The organism is aff. Roholtiella sp. LEGE 12411, assembly GCF_015206995.1.
Classification (GTDB): domain Bacteria; phylum Cyanobacteriota; class Cyanobacteriia; order Cyanobacteriales; family Nostocaceae; genus Komarekiella.
Genome location: NZ_JADEXR010000035.1, coordinates 13,049 through 35,251, shown reverse-complemented (window position 1 = coordinate 35,251; position 22,203 = coordinate 13,049). Strand labels below are relative to the sequence as shown.

Annotated in this window: 23 protein-coding genes; 11 read left to right on the top strand and 12 right to left on the bottom strand. The window is 41.3% G+C overall.

Annotated features, from left to right (window positions below; genetic code table 11):
• Positions 1-152: 152 nt before the first annotated feature.
• Together IQ246_RS10670 and coaD are read right to left on the bottom strand one after the other, a co-directional pair.
• Entirely contained in the window at positions 153-842 is a 690-nt protein-coding gene (locus IQ246_RS10670; protein ID WP_194002766.1) for a DivIVA domain-containing protein, read from the bottom strand.
• The gene (coaD, locus tag IQ246_RS10665; protein ID WP_194002764.1) at positions 731-1,303 is read right to left on the bottom strand and encodes a pantetheine-phosphate adenylyltransferase; all 573 of its coding nucleotides are present in this window, start codon (positions 1,301-1,303) and stop codon (positions 731-733) included. Before coaD ends, IQ246_RS10670 begins: the two co-directional genes overlap by 112 nt.
• Positions 1,304-1,600: 297 nt before the next feature.
• Here coaD and lgt point away from each other — a divergent pair, with 297 nt between their 5' ends.
• From lgt to IQ246_RS10625, 8 genes are all read left to right on the top strand, one after another.
• A complete protein-coding gene (lgt, locus tag IQ246_RS10660; RefSeq protein WP_194002762.1) occupies positions 1,601-2,476 on the top strand; it encodes a prolipoprotein diacylglyceryl transferase in 876 nt (291 codons plus the stop codon).
• A gap of 238 nt (positions 2,477-2,714) precedes the next feature.
• Complete coding sequence (gene cobM, locus IQ246_RS10655; protein WP_194002760.1) at positions 2,715-3,497, top strand: precorrin-4 C(11)-methyltransferase; 783 nt, start codon at positions 2,715-2,717, stop codon at positions 3,495-3,497.
• A gap of 10 nt (positions 3,498-3,507) precedes the next feature.
• The gene (locus tag IQ246_RS10650; RefSeq protein ID WP_194002759.1) at positions 3,508-3,861 is read left to right on the top strand and encodes a phenylpyruvate tautomerase MIF-related protein; all 354 of its coding nucleotides are present in this window, start codon (positions 3,508-3,510) and stop codon (positions 3,859-3,861) included.
• 287 nt (positions 3,862-4,148) lie between these two features.
• Entirely contained in the window at positions 4,149-4,700 is a 552-nt protein-coding gene (locus IQ246_RS10645; RefSeq protein WP_194002757.1) for a heme NO-binding domain-containing protein, read from the top strand.
• A 7-nt stretch (positions 4,701-4,707) separates the two neighbouring features.
• Positions 4,708-6,123 (top strand): ATP-binding protein, encoded by a 1,416-nt coding sequence (locus IQ246_RS10640; RefSeq protein ID WP_194002755.1) that lies wholly within the window; start codon positions 4,708-4,710, stop codon positions 6,121-6,123.
• 62 nt (positions 6,124-6,185) lie between these two features.
• Positions 6,186-7,277 (top strand): 23S rRNA (adenine(2503)-C(2))-methyltransferase RlmN, encoded by a 1,092-nt coding sequence (gene rlmN / locus IQ246_RS10635; RefSeq protein WP_194002753.1) that lies wholly within the window; start codon positions 6,186-6,188, stop codon positions 7,275-7,277.
• A 65-nt stretch (positions 7,278-7,342) separates the two neighbouring features.
• Entirely contained in the window at positions 7,343-7,798 is a 456-nt protein-coding gene (locus tag IQ246_RS10630; protein WP_194002751.1) for a hypothetical protein, read from the top strand.
• A 347-nt stretch (positions 7,799-8,145) separates the two neighbouring features.
• On the top strand, positions 8,146-8,514 hold the full coding sequence (locus tag IQ246_RS10625; RefSeq protein WP_194002749.1) for a hypothetical protein: 369 nt from the start codon (positions 8,146-8,148) through the stop codon (positions 8,512-8,514).
• A 369-nt stretch (positions 8,515-8,883) separates the two neighbouring features.
• Here IQ246_RS10625 and IQ246_RS10620 read toward each other — a convergent pair whose 3' ends face one another.
• On the bottom strand, positions 8,884-9,063 hold the full coding sequence (locus IQ246_RS10620) for a replication restart DNA helicase PriA (RefSeq protein ID WP_194002747.1): 180 nt from the start codon (positions 9,061-9,063) through the stop codon (positions 8,884-8,886).
• A gap of 838 nt (positions 9,064-9,901) precedes the next feature.
• Positions 9,902-11,794, bottom strand: a complete 1,893-nt coding sequence (uvrC, locus tag IQ246_RS10615; RefSeq protein WP_194002745.1) for an excinuclease ABC subunit UvrC — start codon at positions 11,792-11,794, stop codon at positions 9,902-9,904.
• A gap of 186 nt (positions 11,795-11,980) precedes the next feature.
• Here uvrC and IQ246_RS10610 point away from each other — a divergent pair, with 186 nt between their 5' ends.
• Positions 11,981-12,142 (top strand): hypothetical protein, encoded by a 162-nt coding sequence (locus IQ246_RS10610; RefSeq protein WP_194002800.1) that lies wholly within the window; start codon positions 11,981-11,983, stop codon positions 12,140-12,142.
• On the opposite strand, the gene IQ246_RS10605 is transcribed toward IQ246_RS10610, so the two are convergent.
• The 7 genes from IQ246_RS10605 to IQ246_RS10575 all read right to left on the bottom strand — a co-directional run bounded on the left by IQ246_RS10605 (position 12,133) and on the right by IQ246_RS10575 (position 19,697).
• Positions 12,133-12,555, bottom strand: coding sequence for a response regulator (locus IQ246_RS10605; protein ID WP_194002743.1), 423 nt, complete (start codon positions 12,553-12,555; stop codon positions 12,133-12,135). The two genes, IQ246_RS10610 and IQ246_RS10605, sit on opposite strands and share 10 nt — an antisense overlap.
• Positions 12,556-12,996: 441 nt before the next feature.
• Positions 12,997-13,854, bottom strand: coding sequence for an NF038130 family PEP-CTERM protein (locus tag IQ246_RS10600; protein ID WP_194002741.1), 858 nt, complete (start codon positions 13,852-13,854; stop codon positions 12,997-12,999).
• Between the two features lie 658 nt (positions 13,855-14,512).
• Entirely contained in the window at positions 14,513-15,724 is a 1,212-nt protein-coding gene (locus tag IQ246_RS10595) for an LL-diaminopimelate aminotransferase (protein WP_194002796.1), read from the bottom strand.
• A gap of 191 nt (positions 15,725-15,915) precedes the next feature.
• Complete coding sequence (locus IQ246_RS10590; protein WP_194002739.1) at positions 15,916-16,251, bottom strand: co-chaperone YbbN; 336 nt, start codon at positions 16,249-16,251, stop codon at positions 15,916-15,918.
• Positions 16,252-16,552: 301 nt separating this feature from the next.
• Positions 16,553-17,338 carry a PspA/IM30 family protein gene (locus IQ246_RS10585; RefSeq protein ID WP_194002737.1) on the bottom strand — a complete coding sequence of 262 codons (786 nt, stop codon included), beginning with the start codon at positions 17,336-17,338 and terminating at the stop codon, positions 16,553-16,555.
• Positions 17,339-17,500: 162 nt separating this feature from the next.
• Positions 17,501-18,301: a PspA/IM30 family protein gene (locus tag IQ246_RS10580; RefSeq protein ID WP_194002735.1), complete on the bottom strand. Its 801-nt coding sequence runs from the start codon at positions 18,299-18,301 to the stop codon at positions 17,501-17,503.
• Positions 18,302-18,434: 133 nt separating this feature from the next.
• Positions 18,435-19,697: a hypothetical protein gene (locus IQ246_RS10575; protein ID WP_194002734.1), complete on the bottom strand. Its 1,263-nt coding sequence runs from the start codon at positions 19,695-19,697 to the stop codon at positions 18,435-18,437.
• Between the two features lie 159 nt (positions 19,698-19,856).
• Here IQ246_RS10575 and IQ246_RS10570 point away from each other — a divergent pair, with 159 nt between their 5' ends.
• A complete protein-coding gene (locus tag IQ246_RS10570; RefSeq protein ID WP_194002732.1) occupies positions 19,857-20,399 on the top strand; it encodes a DUF721 domain-containing protein in 543 nt (180 codons plus the stop codon).
• Between the two features lie 421 nt (positions 20,400-20,820).
• On the top strand, positions 20,821-21,135 hold the full coding sequence (locus tag IQ246_RS10565) for a hypothetical protein (protein ID WP_194002730.1): 315 nt from the start codon (positions 20,821-20,823) through the stop codon (positions 21,133-21,135).
• Positions 21,136-21,257: 122 nt separating this feature from the next.
• Here IQ246_RS10565 and menB read toward each other — a convergent pair whose 3' ends face one another.
• On the bottom strand, positions 21,258-22,091 hold the full coding sequence (menB, locus tag IQ246_RS10560; RefSeq protein WP_194002728.1) for a 1,4-dihydroxy-2-naphthoyl-CoA synthase: 834 nt from the start codon (positions 22,089-22,091) through the stop codon (positions 21,258-21,260).
• Positions 22,092-22,203: the final 112 nt, after the last annotated feature.

The window sequence follows — 22,203 nt, the reverse complement described above, 5'->3', positions numbered from 1 at the left end:
TGCTCAATAATTACAAGCACTAATTTTAAACCTATTCACTAAGTAAGTAAAGTTTAGTCTATGGAAATCTAAAAGTTTTAATGAAATTTGTTGGGTTTAGTAGTAGCTAAACCCAACCTAAAATTATTTCGCATCTGTTCTTTTTAGATCCTCTATCTTTTGTTGCCAGGAGGTGAATTATGCTGTGTGGAGCTATCTCCTCGCAGTTGTTGCCGTCCATTGGTAATAATTCGCAACATTTCTTGGAGATCCTGCTCGATATTTTCTAGGACGCCATCGGCATATCCATCAGCACCATCTTCAATTTTTTGAGCTTGAGCGATCGCTGTTTGTCGCATTTCCTCCAACTCTTGCTGACAAGCATGGCGTTTGCGTTCAATTTCAGTGAGGGTTTCTTGCATGATTGCCTCACACTCTTGTTGCACTTGTCGCCTTAGTAGTTCAGCTTCCTGTTCTGCCTGTCTGACAATATCGCTTTCAGCCAAAATCTGCGCTCTTTTTGCTTGTGCTGCTTCAACAACTTGCTGTCCATACTCTTCTGCTTCCAGCAGAATTTCCTCCTTTTGTTCGAGGATTGCTGCTGCTTCCTGAAAAACCGATGGTAAAGAAAGCCGGATAAAATCTAGCTGATCAAGTAGTTGTTCTTCATCTATGAGCGTGCGTCCCGTCAGCGGAATTCGGACACTAGAGAGAACCATTTCCTCTAGGCGGTTAAGTTCCTGCTGAATATCTACACCTGCTGATCGTGAAGCATCTCCGGAGGAGTTTCCATTGGCATACTCTTGAGGGGGATTGCTTGGGTTGTGATTGGATTCAACATTGGAGAGTTGTGGTTGTAGCATTGGTATATATCTAGGGCAATGTGTGGGGGAACGAGATGATCGACAGAGCCACCAAACCTTGCAATCTCTTTTACCACACTACTACTTAAAAAACTATACTCATTTGAGGTTGCTAAAAAAACTGTCTCTATTTGAGTAGAAAGAGTTTTATTGGTGTGAGCCATTTGCAATTCTATTTCAAAGTCTGACACTGCCCGTAAACCCCGCAGCAAGACTTGCGCTTGTCGGATTTGAGCATAGTTGATAGTTAGACCGTCGAAGCTGTCTGCTTCTACATTAGGTAGATGCTGTGTAGAGAGACTAATCTGTTCTAGCCGCTGCTGCACGCTAAATAGTGGCATTTTGTTAGGATTCCGCAATACTGCGACAATCACCCGATCAAACAGCCTACTGGCGCGTCCAATGAGGTCAAGGTGTCCCAAGGTAATGGGGTCAAAGCTACCAGGATAAACAGCAATCACAATCTTAGATATATCAAAGTTGTTTAAGTGATTATATCGAAACCTTTGTATGTAACTTACTCAAATCTACCATCTCACGCTCTGACCGAGGGTGTTAAACTCAATTGTTTTGATGGCACAAGTTATGCTCAACTAGGCATTAGGAATTTAGACTCCTAAACGTAGATGCTGAATTTCTACTTGCGTCTCCACTTTCCTTGTGACGGATTCAAGCGTAGGTTCAGCAGTTAAGACGTAAGAAACCCCGTACTTAGCAAAGTGCGTGGATAATTCATGAAATATTCTAGGTAATTTTGCATGGTACTGGATTTTTCCACTTTGCCCTTGGCGTTTCAATTTACTTCTCCGGGACCGATTCTGGTGAAAATAGGGCCAATAATTATCCGCTGGTATGGTTTGTTGATTGCCACAGCAGTATTAATTGGTGTTATTCTTTCTCAATACTTGGCAAAGCGCCGTAACGTTAATCCAGATTTGCTGAGCGATTTGTTCTTTTGGTTGTTAATTGGGGCAATTCCCGGCGCCAGACTATATTACGTTTTGTTTGAGTGGTCAAAATATGCCTCAACTCCAGAAAAAATCATTGCTATCTGGGAAGGAGGTATTGCCATTCACGGAGCGATTCTAGGTGGCGTTTTGGCAGCGTTAATATTTGCCAGACTCAAGCAAGTTTCTTTCTGGCAACTGGCAGATTTGGTAGCTCCTTCGCTGATTTTAGGACAAGCGATCGGCCGTTGGGGCAATTTCTTCAACTCTGAAGCTTTTGGCGACCCTACCAATTTACCCTGGAAGCTATATATTCCACTGGAGCATCGTCCCTCAGAGTATGCTAATTTCGATTACTTTCATCCCACCTTCCTCTATGAATCTCTGTGGAATTTAATGGTGTTTACGCTGTTGATAACGTTGTTTTTTCGCTCTTTATCTGGCAAGCCACGCCTGAAGGTAGGCACACTGTTTCTAGTCTACTGGCCAGCCTACAGCTTAGGACGCCTGTGGATTGAAGGATTTCGCACTGATAGCTTAATGCTAGGGCCCTTGCGGATGGCACAAGTAGTGAGTGGGCTAGGAATTATCTTTGGATTAGCTGGGTTAGCTTGGCTTTATTTAATCAAACGCCCTTTACCCGATGTAATTCCTCCCTCTAAGGCAGATGGGGAGAGTGGGAGATAGGGAGCAGGGGGAGCACAAGGGGAAGAAATACTGACTCTTGACCCTTGACCCTTGACTGTTGACCAAGAAATAAAAAATGCCCCAGAGTTTTCTCTAGGGCTTAACCAGGGTGCATCTACCATTACTCTCTACTGGGAAAAGAGGGTAAATCCGGAAAGATACTGAAGAAAATGCCAAAAATTTTTTAAGGGATTGTTTATGTGTTCTGATAAGCGTGAATATACTGAAAATATTAGTTATGAACAACAAACTACATACTATAAAACCATCTGTATATATTGTGGGGGCAGGCCCTGGAGATCCAGATTTATTGACGGTTAAGGCGCAGAAACTATTGGCTGTTGCCGATGTGATTTTATTTGCTGATTCTTTAGTACCTGAAGAGATTTTGGATCTTTGCCGAAAAGACGCGGAGATCATTAGGACTGCGAATCAGACTTTAGAAGAGATTTTGCCAATCATGATCGCAAGAGTGCGATCGCAAAAATCTGTTGTTCGTCTCCATTCCGGCGATCCCAGTCTCTACAGCGCTATCCACGAGCAAATGCACCTTCTCGCAGAGGCGAAAATTCCTTTTGAAGTTATACCAGGTATCAGCGCCTTTCAAGCCGCAGCTGCCAAACTCAAAGTAGAACTAACTGTTCCCGGTTTAGTTCAAACCATTATCCTAACGCGCATCAGCGGACGTACAGAAGTCCCCGTCACCGAAGAATTAGCTACTCTGGCGGCACATCAAGCTAGCCTTTGCTTATATCTGAGTGCGCGTCACGTTGAAAATGCCCAAGCTAGACTACTGGAACATTATCCAGCCGAAACCCCAGTAGCAATTTGCTTTCGGCTAGGATGGCCCGATGAAAAAATCAGAGTTGTCCCTCTTAACCAAATGGCAGATTCTACTCATCAAGAAAAGCTAATTCGTACTACACTTTATCTAATAAGTCCAGCACTCTTGCCAGCAACAGGGCGATCGCGTTTATATCATCCTGAACATAGTCATTTATTTCGTTCATCTCATCATTGAAGCGTGTATTATGCCATTAATTAAAGTGCAAACTTCTGTATCTCCTCCTCAAAAAGCTGAAGTTGAAACAATGCTTTTGAGCTTATCTGCCAAGTTAGCCAAACATCTGGGAAAACCTGAATCCTATGTAATGACTGCGTTTGAGCCAGAAATTCCCATGACATTTGCCGGGACTACTGACCCTGTTTGCTACATTGAAATTAAGAGCATCGGTACAATGAAGCCAGATCAAACCGAGGCGATGAGTCAGGATTTTTGCCAGCAGATTAATCAAACACTAGGTGTGTCTAAAAATCGGATTTACATAGAGTTTGCAGATGCCAAAAGTGCAATGTGGGGATGGAACGGTTCAACTTTTGGTTGATTCGGGTACAAAACCGCTTCGTATACCAGCAGACACAGCTAAATATAAATGAACATAGTCAGGAGATGAAAACAGAAAACAGGAGTTAGGAAAACTCTTATTATAAATAAATATAGTTTCAGAACAGAATAAGTTATATTAATTAATTCCTTTTTCGTGAAGCGAGTTAGGAGTGAACACGGCAACTTTTCAAATTAATTGGTCATCTTATTTAAAAGAGAAATATTAATTTGACAACTTGACTGTGTACTATGAAATCAAAGATATATAAATAATAGGATATCTAGATGTACGGCTTAATAAACAAAGCGATTCAGGATATGGTGTGCGATCGCTTTGGTGAAGAAATCTGGCAGACAATTAAACAAAAAGCTGAAATCAAAATAGATACTTTTTTGAGGATGGAACCCTATCCTGATGATCTAACTCACAAACTAGTAAAGGCGACAAGTGAAGTTGTCGGCTTATCTGGTGCAGAAATTATGCAAGCCTTTGGAGAATATTGGATACAGTACACTGGTCAGGCAGGCTACGGTGCAATGATGGACATGTGTGGCGATACATTACCTGAATTCTTAGAAAATTTGGATGATCTTCATACTCGTCTTAGTATCAATTTTCCAGAATATCATCCGCCTTCATTTGAATGTACCGAAACAGAAGAAAATTCTTTAAAATTGGACTACCGTTCTAATCGTCACGGACTAGCTGCAATGGTTGTCGGTTTGCTCAAGGGTTTGGGGACAAGGTTCAACACAGAAGTTAAGATTGTCCAAACTCAAAATCGGGAAGAGGGAGCGGAGCATGATGCTTTCTTGATTGAGTATAAACCTAACTAACTATGTTATGATTTCTCCTCAGTTCAATCTTTCACCGCAGTTGTTCGCAAAAGCCTTTCCATTTCATATTGTGTTTAATCGTGAAAGGAAGATTGTACAAGTAGGAGAGGTTTTGCAACGTATTCATCCAGTCCCTTTAGTAGGCAGTTTAATTGAGCAAAATTTTCAGATTTTACGTCCAGATATTCAGATTGATTTTATAGCGATCGCCAAACGTATTAGCTCTTTATTTATGTTTGAATCTTTGCATAATAAGATTATTCTTAAAGGGCAAATGATGTATGTTACTGAGCAGGAAATTATGATTTTCCTCTGCTCTGTTTGGGGAAATAATATACAGACTCTAGCTAACTCTAATTTGAAGCTTAAAGACTTTGCAATTCATGACCAGAGTGTTGACTTAATTTTTTTGCTACAAGCTAAAAATACAGCTTTGGAGGATATTCAGAAATTAACAGATGAACTGACCCAGCGACAAGCGCAGCTAGAAAACGCGCTAATAATTCAAGAATATCTGGCTAAGACTGCCGAAACACAAGCACAAAGGTTAGAAAACACTCTCAAGGAGTTGCAACAAACACAATCGCAAGTAATTCAAATTGAAAAAATGTCTAGTCTGGGTCAATTGGTTGCTGGTGTTGCCCACGAAATTAATAACCCAGTAAACTTTATTTATGGCAACCTCAAATATATTAATGAATACACTCAGTATTTACTAAGTTTAATCCAGATATACCAACAGTTTTATCCTCAACCCTATCCGCAAATTGAAGCCTTACTTAAAAAAGGCGATCTAGACTTTATCATTGAAGACCTACCAAAAACCTTATCTTCTTTAGAAGTCGGCGCTAAACGTATTCGTGAGATTGTCCTAAATTTACGGAACTTCTCGCGACTCGATCAAGCTGGGATGAAACCTATTGATATTCATGAGGGTATCGATAATACACTATTGATTTTGCAACATCGCCTAGAGAATAAATCTGGTTATCAGCCAATTGAAATTATCAAAATATATGGCGATTTACCTCTTGTAGAATGTTATGGAGGACAAATAAATCAGGTGTTTATGAATATTTTAAGTAATGCGATTGATGCTATACACTACGAAGAAAAGGTGTGTTCAAAACAAGAAATTGCAAAGCAATCTAGTAGCATTACCATCCAAACTCAGGTAGACAATCAACAGCGTGCAATTATCAGTATTAAAGATAATGGTTCAGGGATGGCAGAAAACGTTAAGCAAAGAATATTTGACCCTTTTTTCACAACTAAACCTGTGGGACAAGGCACTGGTTTAGGATTATCAATCAGCTATCAAATCATTGTAGATAAGCATAGCGGCAAAATAGAATGTATTTCGGAACTTGGAAAAGGAACAGAGTTCTGGATCGAAATTCCACTTAGGCAAAAAGCTGCTTAATCAACTCCAGTTTTGAACAAGAAGTTATAGGATAGAGATCCAGTATCAATTATTGATTTATTATGTCTGCTACGCCTGTTGTATCTCCGGTTGACTCACACAACCCAGAAAAATCAGAACTAATTGCTCTACTAGGTGCTTCGGTTGCTGAGTTAACCGCTTGGGTGCAGCAGCAGGGACAACTTAGTTACAGGGGAAAGCAACTCCATGAGTGGATATATCAAAAGGGAGTGCGATCGCTATCTGATATATCTGTCTTCCCAAAAAATTGGCGTGAGGAAATTGCACACATCCCTATTGGACGCTCAACTTTACACTACCGCACTGTCGCACCCGATGGCACAATAAAATATCTCCTGCAACTCGCAGATAATCAAATTATTGAAACTGTTGGCATTCCCACTTTTGGAGAAGGGGGAAAAGGCCCAAAATCCCGGCTGACAGTTTGCGTCTCTACGCAGGTGGGTTGTCCGATGGCGTGTGATTTCTGCGCTACGGGTAAAGGAGGCTACAAGCGTAATCTAGCAGTGCATGAAATCGTGGATCAGGTGTTAACTGTACAAGAAGATTTTCAGCAACGCGTTAGCAATGTAGTGTTTATGGGACTAGGTGAACCGTTGTTGAATACTGAGAATGTACTAGCAGCTCTGAAATCCTTGAATCAAGATGTCGGTATAGGAGCGCGATCGCTTACTGTATCAACAGTTGGTATTCGCGATCGCATCCGTCAGTTCGCTCAACACCATTTGCAAGTGACTCTTGCTGTTAGTCTTCATGCTCCTAATCAAGCATTGCGAGAAAAACTTATCCCCAGCGCTCGCGCCTATCCTCTAGAAGATTTGCTGAGTGAGTGTCGAGAATATGTGGAAGTTACTGGACGCCGGGTTAGTTTTGAATATGTCCTTCTCGCTGGTGTCAACGATTTGCCAGAACATGCATTGGAACTGGCAAAATGTCTCAGAGGATTCCAAAGTCATGTGAATTTAATTCCTTACAACCCGATTCAGGAAGTTGACTACAAACGCCCTAACCGCGATCGCATTCAAGCTTTTGTCAACATCCTTAAGCAACAACAAATTGCTGTTAGCGTCCGCTACTCTCGTGGTTTAGAAGCCGATGCTGCTTGTGGACAACTCAGGGCCAGTAATAATTAATTGTGTGATTAAGATTTGAGCGATCGCTCAAACTAACCTATAACAAGTAAGGAGAAAACTGCATCGTGAATGGCTCATTCATGTGTAAATCAGGGCTAATATTCATTATTCTGACAACAGTTTTGCCAATTAATGCTCCCGTATATGCAGAAAGAATTGAGACTGATCCTCAAAGGCAAAACTCATTTCCCGAAAGAATCAGACAACAACAAGAGGAGCGAGATCAGCAAAGACAAGAGCAAGTTAGGAAAACATGGCTACAGTTATATATTCAAGAACCGCAACAACAACAACAGCAACTGAGATCACAGCAGCAAGAATTTAGCCGACAACGGCAACAAATGAGACAACAGCAAGAATTTAGACAGCAACAGCAAGAAATGAGACTACAGCAGCAAGAATTTAGCCGACAGCAACAACTGAGATTGCAACAGCAAGAATTTAGCCGACAACAAGAATTTAGCCGACAGCAAGAATTTAGCCGACAGCAGCAACTGAGAATGCAGAAAGAAAAGCTGTGAAGTATTCAGAGTTTCTGATGAGGAGTGATCTATGTAAAACTTTATACAGGTCTACGACTACTCTTTCAACATTCAATTGCGTTAATAATGTCGCCGATGATACAGTAAATTTTAATAATTTCGTTAATTATTTTCCCCTCTACCCAATTAGGTATGAGGCGATTTTATATGGCGATCGTATATTATATCGCATAACTAGTACTTAAATTAAATACTCGCTAATACAGCAGTTAGCATTTTCATGAATCATACGTAGAGACGTTACATGTAACGTCTCTACAGGGTTTCGGGATAAAGTCTATCAGGGCTTTAAACAAGGCAAAATGAAAATAGCAAATTGTGCTGCGATGATCAGGACGTCTTTATTTAAGGAATACGGTGGTTACTGTGAAGAATTACATCGGGCGCAAGACTATGAGTTTTTTAGCAGGATAATTCAACAAGGTATCGCTCTGACAAACTTACCAGAAGTGCTAGTTTTTTACAGACAATCCAACTTCATTCAGAATTTTCAGTACTTTAAAGAAAACGCAATATATACCGATTATGCTAATTATCGGTTATCTGGAGGTACTAAAAGTTTTAATGAGTTTAACCGTAGAATAGTTAGTAAATTACGTCAAAACTATCTGATATTGAATTACTGGCGATTTTTTCTAATTATGAAGGTGAAAAAACTTAAGCTCTACCGTGCTTTTTATACAAATATGAGCTAAAACCAGCAAAGCTGTTTTTTGCCGCTATGCAAGGGGTTTAGTTAGTGACAGGTGATATTGCAAGTGTTAGTAGAGTTAAAAACTTCGCAAGCGATCGCCTGTTAGATCATATCTTAATTAATCACTTGTAAAAAAAAACACGTCTGTCATACTAAGCGCAATATGGTGTAGCGTAACCCTACGGGTAAGCAAGCTACGCGTAGCGCATCGTGGAGAAGTATCTTGTAGGAGATTCTTTTTTTAGCCGGAGATGATATTATCTCTTGCAACTAGCAACTTGAATTACTTTTAGTTTCTAAAGTCAAACTTAATACAGGTTTTAAACATGTTTATTAAAAATTAGAGAAAAGATTCTCCAATTTTTAGTTTTTAACGGTGTGCGTGAATTCCTGGAGCATAAGCCTCAATAACTCTGCCAGTACGAGTGCAACTAATCATTAAGTAATCGCAACTTGGGCATTGTGTTCGAGTTATTTGACTATCAGAAATATAATAGCGTTCTGCTTTACTACCACAGTTTGGGCAGTGAATATTTTGTACTATCTGCATTTTAAAACCCTTGGTTGTAATTTTTTTGATTTGGAATAAGTATGAGATGAACCAGCCAAAATTTTGGCTCGATCAAACTGAACAAACGCTCACAATATTAGTTGCTTATCTTAAACAAGATTGGAGTTTTCAAAGTTTTCTGATATTTTATTCATTATCCTAGTATTTCAGTAATTTTACCATCTTGCTTTAGATATATAAATTAAATTTTTCAGTGAAGGCTGCTTAGAGATATAGCGATCCCTATTGTTAATACCTTGAGATAGCCTTGTTTATAGTCATTTCAAACAAAAAAATAAAAAGGTATTCTATAATTCAAAAATCAAAGCCCAAAAAATACTGTATCTTTAGTCACAAAATTTGTCTCTTAATGTTTAATTAATATTCATTTGCAGATAATTAAGTAAAAAATATCTAATTTACGCTTTGATATTAAACATACAGCGGTTTTAAATTGAGTAGACTACAGCAAATAGTTCCTTATTTGTATGGTGGGCATTGCAATACTCGCCATACTATTGTCTATTCATGTAAACCTCACTGTAAGTCTTACAGAGTGGGGATCATGCTCTCCCGGTCTACTGAACTTACGTGACAGCCATTATAGAAACACAGTATATTGTGCGCCCAGGCGTGTGATTTATTCAATTAAAAACCGCAGTATTATAAGAAATTAAATCCTAGTGAGACACTTCAATCAAAAATTCCAATGCTATTGATTAAAGGTATTGGCTATATCTGTTAACCTAGTTTTTTGCTAATGGGTGATCATAAACCCATGACTTCTTCTCGTCTTCTTGATTTTCTTTGACATCAGACTGTGGCTTCTGTGTTCACCTCAAGAGGGATGAAAATAATCGTAAATTTCTTGAGCTAAATGAGGGCCAATTCCGGAAACCTCAGTTAGTTGTGTAGGTGTCGCTTGGCGAATATAATCAACTGAGCGAAAATGCCCTAACAGCTGCTTTTGGCGATGGTGTCCCAAACCAGGAATTTCATCTAAACGCGATCGCTTTAACTTGTCAGTGCGTTGCTGGCGATGGAAACTGACTGCAAATCTATGTGCTTCATCCCGCAACCGTCGCAGCAACTGTACTCCAGGCTGTTCTGCATCAGTTGTCAAAGGTTTAGACTCTCCTGGTAAAAAAATCTCCTCTCGCTGCTTCGCCAGACTAACAACTCGCAAGTCTTCTAATACATTCATCTGTTGCAAAACAGCGACAACCGATGATAACTGACCCTTACCACCATCTATCATGATTAAATCAGGCCAGTCAGGATTACCCAAGCGTGGCAATTGTGGATCTGTAGCACTTTCACTGACATCATACTTACGGAACCGACGCTGGATAACTTCAGCAAGACTGGCAAAATCATCTGAATGTCCTGCTGTGACTGTGGGATTTTTGATTTTGTAGTGGCGATAGTACTGCTTAGCGGGTAAACCATCAATAAACACGACTTGGGAAGCTACAGCATTTGACCCTTGAATATGGGAAATGTCATAACCTTCGATCCGGCGGGGTAAGTCTGGTAAATCGAGAATGGCGGCTAAATCTTGCATTGCTTGGTGATTGCGATGGCCTAATTTCTGCATTCTTTGCAATTCGTACTGGGCATTTCGCTCTACCATCTCAATTAATTCTGCCTTGGTTTGCCGCATTGGAGCCAAAATCGTTACTTTTCTTCCTTTGCGCTGAGTCAAGACATCCGCCAATATTTCGCCATCTGGTAAATCGTATTGCACTAAAATCTCTGTGGGTATTTCCACGGAGTCAGCAGTTTGGTAGTGTTCTTCCAAGGCTCGTTGTAAAATAGCTGCTGGTTCTGCATGAGTATCAGCTACAAATGCTAGGCGTCCTACTAATTGCCCAGCGCGAATCTGGAATAATTGAATACAGGCGTGTTTGTCGTTAGCGGCCAGTGCGATCGCATCCCGCGAAACTGTATCATCTGGTAGTGATACTTTTTGATTTGCATTTAGCGACTTCAAGCCAGCAATTTGATCGCGAATCCGCGCCGCTGACTCAAAGTTCAACCCTTCTGCTGCTGCTTGCATCTGTTGTGTCAAGATATCAATCAGTTCCTGAGTCCGACCTTGAAATACCATCGCTATTTTTTGCACAATTTTGCGGTATTCTTCTGATGAAATCAGTTGCTGACACACACCTGGACACCGCCCTAAATCATAATTCAAGCAAGGACGATCTTTGAATAGTGGTTGAGGGCGTTGTCGTAGAGGGAAGATTCGCTTACACAGGCGTAATATTTCTCGCAATAAACCAGAATCAGTATAAGGGCCGTAAAATTTATCCTTTTCTTTACCTAATTGGCGCTTGCGAGTGATAAAGATCCGAGGATAGTCTTCTGACCAAGTAATGCATACATAGGGATATTTTTTATCATCCTTGAGGAGCACGTTAAAGTATGGCTGATGCTGCTTGATCAAGTTTGCTTCCAGCGCTAATGCTTCGGCTTCGGTATCGGTGACGATAAATTCAATTTCTGTCACCAGTTTTACCATTGTGGCTATGCGTTCGCTCTGATTGTGCGCGTCTCGGAAATAGGAACGAACACGCGATCGCAATTTGCGCGACTTACCTATATACATTATGCGATCGTTCTGATCCCGCATAAAATACACTCCCGGTTCCGGCGGGATTTCGGCTAGACGGCTTTCTAGTCTTTCGGGTTCTTTAACCAGTGATAGTGTTTGAGTAGGTATTGTCACAACCAACGTTAGGTAATCTTTCTCTATTTTAAGAAAAATTATTTTTTTATGCCGATTTTGTAGGGAATTTATGAAGTCAATATTAAGTATAAATGTGTGTATTCATCGTATTTACACTTAAGTCACTGCTGTCATTAAGTGTATTACATCTCTTTTGAAGCACCATATAATGAGGGAATGAGTGAAATGCTCAATGAACTGCAAGCAGCAGTTTTGCTTTTAGCACAATTACAACTTAAAATTTCTAAAATAGGTAATTATGTAGAAAATATGAGTGAGACTGCTGAAGAGTTGATTGCCGAAAAAAAACTGAATAAATACATGCCAGTTATCCAAACTTATACATAGCGTTCAGTAAACTCTTCTTCAATTGTAATGATCAGATTATTAAGATTTACGGGTTTAACAAAGTAGTGACGTGCGCCCAAATTCATAGCTCGTTCTTGATCTGCTTTAAAAGCAAAGGCTGAAACCACAATGATAGGTATCTTTGAGAAACCTGGTTTTTTCTGGATCTGTTCTAAGAGCGAATAACCGTCAATATCTGGCAATTTTAAGTCTAATAACATTAACTCCGGCTGGAATCTCTCTATAGTTGAGAAAAAAGCGGAGCCTTTTGACAAGCTTTGGACATCGTATCCACAGTAGCTTAGATAGTCACTCAACAGCATCCTATTAACATCATTATCTTCAATTAATAAAATCCGTCTTATTTTATGCGATTTTAATTGCTGATTTATGGTAAGTAAATGTGTTGTCATTGCTGTCTATCTTCTTAGGTCAAAATCCATGATTATTGCCAGAGGCTTAAACAACAGTGCATACAAAATGTGAGAAAGTTAAAAGCCTGATTTATTCAATTTAGACAAAAGATAAATTAATTTTTGCTGCACTTCTGCATTTAATGATATTATCCTCAAATACAAACACTAGTAAATTTAAGATTTTCTTTACGTAATTTTTATAATTTTTTATAGTAAATGATTAGTTTATTTTAAAAATTAATATGCCTAGTTTATCTGGGTAAAATTTCTGAAAATGTATTTTAATAAACGGGGAAAATTTTATATTTAGATCAGCTTTTATCAGGATGTTAGGTAATTTAACAGAGGGTATAAATCATTTGATAGTTGTAAAAAAGTGCTCATAAAAAAAGAGAGCTATAAGCTCCCTTACTTGACTGTAGTGTTTCAAATGCAATTTCAAATAGACGCTTTTTTCAACTTGCGTTGTGTGGCAAAGACTCCAGCAACACTCAGCATACCAAGTATGACTGAGGGTTCTGGTACTGCTGTTGGAGGCACACCTTGGATGCTTACTTGGTAATTACCACTGTGAGATACACCATCACTGAGTTCAGTTAAACCTGACCTGGTAGCTTGAAAGCTGAATAGGTAATCAGTCACGCCATTATAAGTGTATTTAACGATTTCACTTGCTTGTAATGGACGTAGTGGATTAGACGAAAGTCCTAATAGTGGTGCTGCATCATAGTGACCTGCTAACCCAATACTAATTAAACCAGTATTGTCATTTTGGTTTACGTATGAAATATTCGGGTCACTGAAGCGTTGAAAGCCTCCTTGGTTGACAAAGTTAGCAAATAAACCTTGACCTGTGATTGTCCCAACAACACTGCTTAAACCGTTGAAAGTTAAAGCCTGATTAAACCAATACTGACCAAAGGTCGTTCCTTTATAAGAACTTGTCCAGTCAGATAAAGTTAAGCTGCTAAGAGTAATATCTTTGCCACCAATTTGCCCTTGTAAGGTGGTATTCTTGGTAAAGTTAAAACCAGCTTTTTCACTACTAGCAGCTAATTCTACATTTCCAGTAGGATTTGCAGCGCTACCATCTAGGACTTTTTGGACATTTGTTTGGGAATTAGGTATAGCAAAGGTATTTGTAGCGTTGGAATCATAGACTAAATAATCAGTTGCTGCTGTTCCACCTATACTAGCGCCGGTGAGCGTGCCAGCTTGTGCTGGTACAGTAGCGATCGCGCTCACACCAATAGCTATTGAGGCACCAATTACAAGTTTTTCAAAATTCATTTTCATTTTTTTTCAAGTCTCCGTCAGTTAGGGAGTTAAGTTTTAAACTACTCTGCCGCTTCTAGGTTTTGGCTGCCTTGACTACAGGCTTGATGACAATATGGCTGCTTGAAAGCACAACCAGCATTGTTAGCCGTATTTGGTAGCTGAGCGTACAAACCCAGTTTATGAAACTAGGAGACGTGATTGGGTAAAGCTGCTGTTGATTAGCAATAAAAAGATGACGAATATTTCTGTAGTCGTATGCGTTTAATTACGTAGCTTATCGTAAAATAGTAGTGCTTAATAAAACATTATAAATATAGCATGAAAAACTATGCAAGAGTCATAAGCTAATAGGACTTACGCAAAAGTTGCCAAAAAGCTTAATTGATCGAACCGCCATCTCTACCAGAGGCTTTCGTCAACGCGCAGCGTCTAGCACAGAAGACGCCTTCTCTACGAGACACTACGTAAACGCGCAGCGGATCGTAGAGAAGAACGCCGAGAATTCGTAGAGTGTGCGTAAGTCCTATAAAAAAAGACACTAGGCGCCGATACTAGTGTCTTTATCTTAGTAAGCAAAGCTTTGGGGCATTAATGCATCGAAGCTTTGCTTTAAAGAATACTGCTGAAAAATATGCAAGTTAAATACTCATTAGCTTAAATACTGAGTTGTAGTCACTTAGGTAGAGGGTGAATTAAGAAACTCAGAAATTCGCTCCACAGCAGCTTCTAGCAAAAGTGGCTCATGTACTAAAGCAAAGCGGACATAACCTTCTCCAGATTTGCCAAAGCCAGCACCTGGCGAAGCGGCTACACCAGTCTGTTTGACTAGCTGGGTACAAAATTCTATAGAGTTTTGATTCCAGGGTGAGGGCAACTTTGCCCAGATGTACATTGTGGCTTTGGGAGTGGAAACGTGCCAGCCAATGCGGTGTAAAGCAGTAATGAAGGCATCACGGCGTTGACGGAAGGTAGCCACAGCAGATTTAACTCCAGCTTGAGGGCCAGTCAGGGCTGCGATCGCACCATTTAAAATCCCTCGATACTGATTAAAATCAACAGCTGCTTTTACCTGACGTAAGGCGTTAATTAACTGGGCATTACCGATGGCGTAGCCAATGCGGAAGCCGCCCATATTATAAGACTTGGAAAGAGTAAAAAATTCAATTGAAACGCTTTTCTCTGGATCAGCTTGCAGAACTGAAGGGACTAAGGATTTTTGATTGAGAGAAGAATTTTCCCAGTCCCCAGCCTCAAATACTAAATCTACGTAGGGAAAATCGTGAACCAGCACGAGATTATGTTCTTGACAGAAGGCGACAGCTTCTTGGAAGAAAGATAAAGGGGCGATCGCAGCAGTAGGATTATGAGGATAGCTTAAAACCATCATCCGCGACTGAGCCAAAACAGGGGCGGGAATATCGGCAAAAACTGGTAAAAAACCGTTTTCTACCCGTAGTGGCATCGGGTAGATTTGACCACTGGCTAGGTAGACTCCCCCTGCATGGGAGGGATAGCCTGGATCTTGCAATAGGGCAAAATCTCCTGGATTAAGCAATGCTAGGGGTAAATGGGCTGTGCCTTCTTGGGAACCAATCAGAGGTAAAACCTCAGTTTGCGGATCGACTTGCAGGCCAAATTTTTGTTCGTACCAGTTGGCTGCGGCTTGGCGAAATGCTTGAGTGCCATTAAACAGCAAGTAACCGTGGGTACTGCGATCATCTAGGGACTGGGCGATCGCCTCGATGACGTGTGGCTCAGCTGGTAAATCAGAAGACCCCAGCGATAGATCAATTAACTGTCGTCGAGCAGTCAAAGCTACTGCCTTGGCCCTGTCCATATCAGCAAATACATTGGATTGCAGAGGTTGTAAACGTTTTGCAAATTGGATGTTAGTCATTTGTCCTCTCTTGAAAAGTTTTGATCCGAGGAAGCCTCGGATCAAAACTTTTCGCTTTGTCCTCTCTTACAAAGTTCTGATGGGAGGCTTCCTCCGCTCAGACTTTGCGCTTTGTCCTTTGTCAGCCAGTTTGATCTTCTTTCTTTGGGAGAAGACGACGCTAGCTCACTAATGACTAATGACTAATTACTACTTAAGTGTGTATCTAGGAGGGTGAGTAATTTGTCTTTACCGATGACTCCCTCAGTGGATATTAAAACTTTCTCGTCTTGAATTAACCTGAGAGCGGGTACGCCTTCCACTTGGTACTGCTTAACAGTGAGTGGATTGGGGTCAATTTCCATTTTAACGACTTTGAGGCGATCGCTATATGCAATAGCCGCTGAGTTAATCGCTGGCGACATCAGTTGACAAGGCCCGCACCAAGAAGCCCAAAAGTAAACCAATACTGGCAGATCGGCTTTTAACACTTCGGTTTCAAACTCAGCATCAGTTATGGTGATTACACCCTTACTCATTCCAGTCTCCATGAGGTGGCATTGATCAAAGTTGGCACACACAATACTCTATCCCAATCTGACAGTCAGTGGTCAGTTCTAATAATCTGATTTAATTGGGTAACTGACTTGTAGAGACAGGAACAGGGAACTCTTAACAAGAAAGAAGGGAATTAGAGGTGTACGAAGTTTGGTCAAGAATCAAATAGGAATCCTATACTTATATCAGTTATCAGTGGTAAGCAACAAATAACTGACAGTTTATGCAAAATCCCACAACCAACAGGCGTGGGACTGGCTTCAAATAAGTTTTTTGCCAATGTTACATTTGATCCAATTGCTTGCGTAGGGAATCTAACTCGGCATCAACAACTTCAACAACTTCATTAGATTTAGGAGCAGTAGTTTGTTGTTGTGGTGGCAGTTGGGGCTGACTTTGTGGACTTGCAGGTGGTAACATCTGCGCCTTCAAAGCTGCCAATTCATCATCAACATCGCTACCAGATTCCAAACGTGCAAATTGGCTTTCTAAATCTGAACCTGCCAACTCTGCAACCGATTGAGCACGAGCTTCTTGCATCAAGACTTTTTCTTCCATCCGCTCAAAGGCAGACATTGCACTGCTGCTATTCATCCCACGCACCATGCCTTCAAGTTGCTCTTGGGCTTTGGCTGTAGTAATCCGAGTTTTGAGCATTTCTTTTTTGGTCTTAGCCTCAGAAAGCTTGCTTTCTAACTGAATTAAGTTGCGCTTGAGGGTTTCAACCTGAGTGCTTTGTTGATCTAAACTGGCTTTGAGCTGCGTGCCGGTGTCAGTATAAGTTTTTTTACGCTCTAGTGCTTGTCGTGCCAAATTCTCATCGCCTTTTTGCAGAGCTAATTGAGCATTGCGTTGCCACTTATTAATTTCATTTTGGGTATCGTTGTACTGTTTCTCAGTACGTTTTTGGGCGGCGATCGCCTGGGCAACTCCCTGACGCAGCTGTACCAAGTCTTCCTGCATTTCTAGGACGGCTTGCTCTAGCATTTTTTCCGGATCTTCAGCTTTATTTACTAAGTCGTTGAGGTTAGCACCGACTACTCGCTTAATGCGATCAAATAATCCCATAACCTTGTTTTTCCTTGTGTGGTTTACGTGCTTTGTTAGACTGTTAGCTTTTTTACTTTTTAATAGCTACCTATTTCAATGTAATCTTTCCAGGTTGGATCAGTACCCCCCAAAGACTCTTAAATATTAAGATATGTCCAAGCTGCAATAATTTTCCTAACTTCACGATTCCTGAGATTTGGGTAACTGCTGTTGAGGGGGTAGCGCTGTCCTCTGATTTTCTTCGGTAAGGAGCCACTCCTGTACGGAGGTTCTCTCCATTGAAGGGAGCGGTGTGAGAGTGTCCTGCTGTGTATTTTTTGCCTGATTTAATACCTGTACTTTCATTGCTGCCAATTCGGCATCAACATCATTAGTAGATTCGAGCGAAGTAAATCGTTTTTCCAGATCGTCGCTACCGAGTTGAGCGATCGCTTCTGATTTGGCTTCTATCTGCGACACTTTTTCTTCCATGCGCTCAAAGGCGTTCAGACTACTGGTAGCAGAAACTCCACTGAGCATTTCCTGGAGTCGATAAGACGCCTCGGCAGAACGGGCGCGAGCAATGTACATATCTTTTTTGGTCTTCGCCTCAGAAATTTTTAACTCTAACGTCCGCATATCCTTTTTTAGCCTAGCTACTATATCGTTTTGCTGCTCTATCTGAGCAGAGAGAGCTTTAGCAGTTTCCTGGTAAGCTTGACGTTTGGTGAGAGCTTCCCTTGCTAGAAGTTCGTTGCCTTGTTGCAGTGCCAATTGGGCGCGGCGATACCAATCTTCTGCTTGAGACTGGGTAGCTGCTGCTTGTCGTTCGGTGCGTTTTTGGGTAGCGATCGCTTGTGCTACACCTTGCCGCAATCGCACCAAATTTTCCTGCATCTCTATAACAGTTTGTTCTAGAATCTTTTCTGGATCTTCGGCGCTGCCTATCAAACTATTAAGGTTAGCGCGAATCACTCGCAGGATACGCTTAATCAATTCCATTTCGACTCTCCATTCACTTTCTTGAGAAATTGGTGCTCCTTTCGTAGAGAAGACTGCCTTTCTCGTTTATTGCCAGTCAATAGGTAGGGCTGATTGTAGCTGTTTTCCTCATGGTATCGTAGATTTTTGCAACTCATTGCTGCTGAATCCGTGCTTTAATTCCTTTGGCCTCTAGCTCTTGTAGCTTTCGTTCTACTTCCTCTTTAGACTTCACAGCACCTAGATAAATGAATTTTTGGTTACGTGATAAATAAGCATCGGGAACTACTTGTCGTGCTGAGGCTAAAGCGCTTAGTCCTTGATTATCCGTCACTATATGATAGTACCCATCTGCTGCTGGTTTGATTTCTGCATTCGGCTTGAGTGGGGTTGCGCTTTTGCGGGGTGAGGTTTCTGCCGTTGGAGTCAAAGACGAATTCAGGTTCGGTAATGGTGTTGTGGCGATCGCATTTGTCGGTTGATCGGCGATCGGTTTGGGCAATACTACTTGAGGATTTACAGGGTTTTTGGGAGCGACTGGATTGAGTACTGCAATGGGAGTTTGTTGAACTTTAGGCTTTAAGCCAACTACATCATTGGGATCTCTGAGTTCGGGAAACTCTTTAGCTGCTAGATTGGGATATTTGGGTATGGATGTGATCTCTGGTTGGGGCTGAGATTGAGCATTACTCCCAACTTCCTCAGTATTTTCTCCTGTCGCAGACGAATCGCTGTTAAATAATTTGCTTAAATTCAACTGCGGTAGGCTTTTAGGATTGAACACTACATAGCCCAAGGTAAGACTCGCCACTAATAACAGCAGCATAGAGCCGATACCCAAAGGTGATAGCAGACTGTCGTTAGAATTGGTTGTTTTTTTGGTTTCTGGTTGTTCTTCTGTCAGACTTCGCAGCAGTGCTTCACTAGATTCTAAATAGTCATCTGGTTGTTTGGGAGTGTCATCCGACTGTACGAGATTTTCACTCTTAGTAGTTTTAATAACTGCTGGTACGATACTGCTGCTATTGGGCGGGGGTGGTGGAGTTTGTGTTTTGGCATCAAGGCTGGATGATCTCTTGAGATGATCCAGTTCTTGAGTTTTGACTGTAAGGGCTGCGTTATCCTGGGGATTTGCAGGTATAGATGCAGGCGACGTGTTGGTTTTTATTTCCGCTACTGATTGTTGAGTTGTGCTTGATGTCGTAGTGATGGCAGTAAACTGCTGGGGTTGGCTGCTAATATAACCCCCCACACGGGGTTGGTTCAATGTTCTCGATCCAGTTCGCGTGCGTCGGTATCGCGCTAATTCTTGATCTAGCTGCACCTCTAAACTCGCTAATGCTGCCGCTAGTGCTGGCTTCAACCCAGGTGTTTTAGACGATTGAGTGCTGGAATCAATTAGGGGGTTTTGAGTCATTGGCTCTGTGCCTCAAACGTAGACTACTGGATTAACTTTAGATACATTTGTGCCAATACTAGCGAAAATTATCTATATAGATAGACGCTGAGCAATTATCGTTCACAACAAAAAATGATAGTCTCTTAGCTTAGATTCAGGACTCAGCACTTTTTCAAGATGTCGTTGAAATCAGTTAATGATATTTTAGGTGTTTTAGAAAAGCAGGCTCAATGGCAGGAGCAACCATTGCAACGCTTGCTCAAGTGTTGGGCGGAAGTTGTTGGCACAGTGGTTGCTGCACATACTCAACCATTGTCGATTCAGCGCGATGTTTTGTGGGTGGCAACTTCCAGTGCTGCTTGGGCGCAAAACCTAACTTTTGGGCGATCGCAATTGCTTTTAAAGTTGAATGAAAAGCTGCCAACGCCTTTACTGGATATTCGCTTCTCTACTGCTAGTTGGCAGCATTCACCAGTAACGAGCAAACAGCAAGAAACGGTTTTGCCGTCTGAGCATCCCAGTTACCTTGGTGATCAGGTGAGCCACCGTCATGTTACACCAGATGTTAAGGATGCAAATACTGCTTTTGAGCATTGGGCTAAGACAATGCAAGCGCGATCGCATGGCTTACCGCTTTGTCCCCAGTGTCAATCTCCCACCCCACCCGGCGAACTCCAGCGCTGGGGTGTCTGTTCTCTGTGTGTCGCTAAGCAGTTATGAATAGAGTCAGAATTTTTTTGCAGCTAAGTAACTTGTTCGTGCTACGCAGAGAATTCCTAAATTCTTTAGACAAATAATAATTTGTTATTAAAATAAGCAAGCCACGCTACATCATCTAGGTTAATGAATCTCGAACTGCCTAGTTTCAGTCCTCTTAAGGAAGAACTTAAAAGGCTGGCTAAATCGAAAGCCTTCTTTTTAACCTTGATCCCTAATCATTTTTAACTAAAATACCTACTAACCACTCTAAAATCATTTAAAAGTATAACAAGAATATAAAGACATTCTAAAGTTTATTTTTGACTGGGGATCGCTAGAACCCATAGATAATAATGACTTTTCGCCTCTAGTACGTCTTTATATATAGAAGGAAAATATAAGGGTGAAGATCAGCCCACAACGGCGCTAAAGATGAACCCAAATGAAACCTATTAAATTTTTGACATCTGCCTGTCGATATTGCCGTCATTACCAGCCGGAGGGCCGCCGTGGTGGAATGTGTCAACTGTTAGGAGCACAAGTGCAAGCAAGTTGGAAAGCTTGCTCTTTGGCGCTTCCACCTTTTGCACCTTCTTGGGAAACCTTGGAAGATGCTTGGAGTTTGCCGGATGCAACACCAGTTTTAGCTGCTTCTCAATCCCTTGCCTCCAATTTAGACAGTGCTGCTCTTACCCCTGTACAAGAAACAACTCCCTGTACATCTGAACAGGTCAAAACTAAAGCAGTACTTATTTAGCTACCCATCATTACTCTAATCAGTTTTTAACCTGCTAAATATAAGATTTGCTTTTAAGATTTCTAGTAAATGTTGTCATGGGCAAAAATCGTACCTCGCTCAAAGGTGCGATTTTTGCCATTTTAAGGCAACCAAGGAAAATCCCGAAAATTAGGTGGACGCTTTTCGAGAAATGCTTGTTTTCCCTCAGCCCCTTCTTCTGTCATGTAATAGAGTAAGGTGGCATTGCCAGCGAGTTCTTGTAAACCAGCTTGTCCGTCACAATCAGCATTGAATGCGGCTTTGAGACACCGAATTGCGATCGGACTTTTTTCTAAAATCTCTTGCGCCCATTGAATACCTTCGGCTTCTAGTTGTTCTATTGAAACGACGCAATTAACTAAACCCATTTCTAGAGCCTGTTGTGCATTATATTGGCGGCAGAGAAACCAAATTTCTCGTGCTTTTTTTTGTCCAACAATGCGGGCAAGATAACTAGCCCCAAAACCACCATCAAAACTACCAACTTTGGGGCCAGTCTGTCCAAAAATAGCATTATCGGCGGCAATGGTGAGGTCACAAATTAAGTGTAGTACGTGTCCACCACCGATCGCATATCCAGCGACTAAAGCAATCACCACTTTCGGCATGGAACGAATCAAGCGTTGCAAGTCCAACACGTTTAAGCGGGGGATGCCAGTATCATCTACATAACCTGCATGTCCCCTTACGCTTTGATCGCCACCAGAGCAGAAGGCATATTTGCCATCTGTATGTGGGCCATAACCTGTAAATAGGACAACACCAATAGTAGTATCTTCACGGGCATCACAGAAAGCATCATATAATTCAAAAACTGTTTTGGGGCGGAAGGCATTACGTTTGTGGGGACGGTTGATGGTGATTTTGGCGATACCATCGGTTTTGTGATACAGGATGTCTTCGTAGGTTTTGACAGTTTGCCAGTTGACTTGCATGGGTATGGAGTGCGCTGTTGTGCTTGAAAATTTTATCGCGGACGCAGGGACATGCGATACCTGCGGTGGGCTACGCCTACACTAAAATTTGCGTCTTAAGCCTTTACAATCT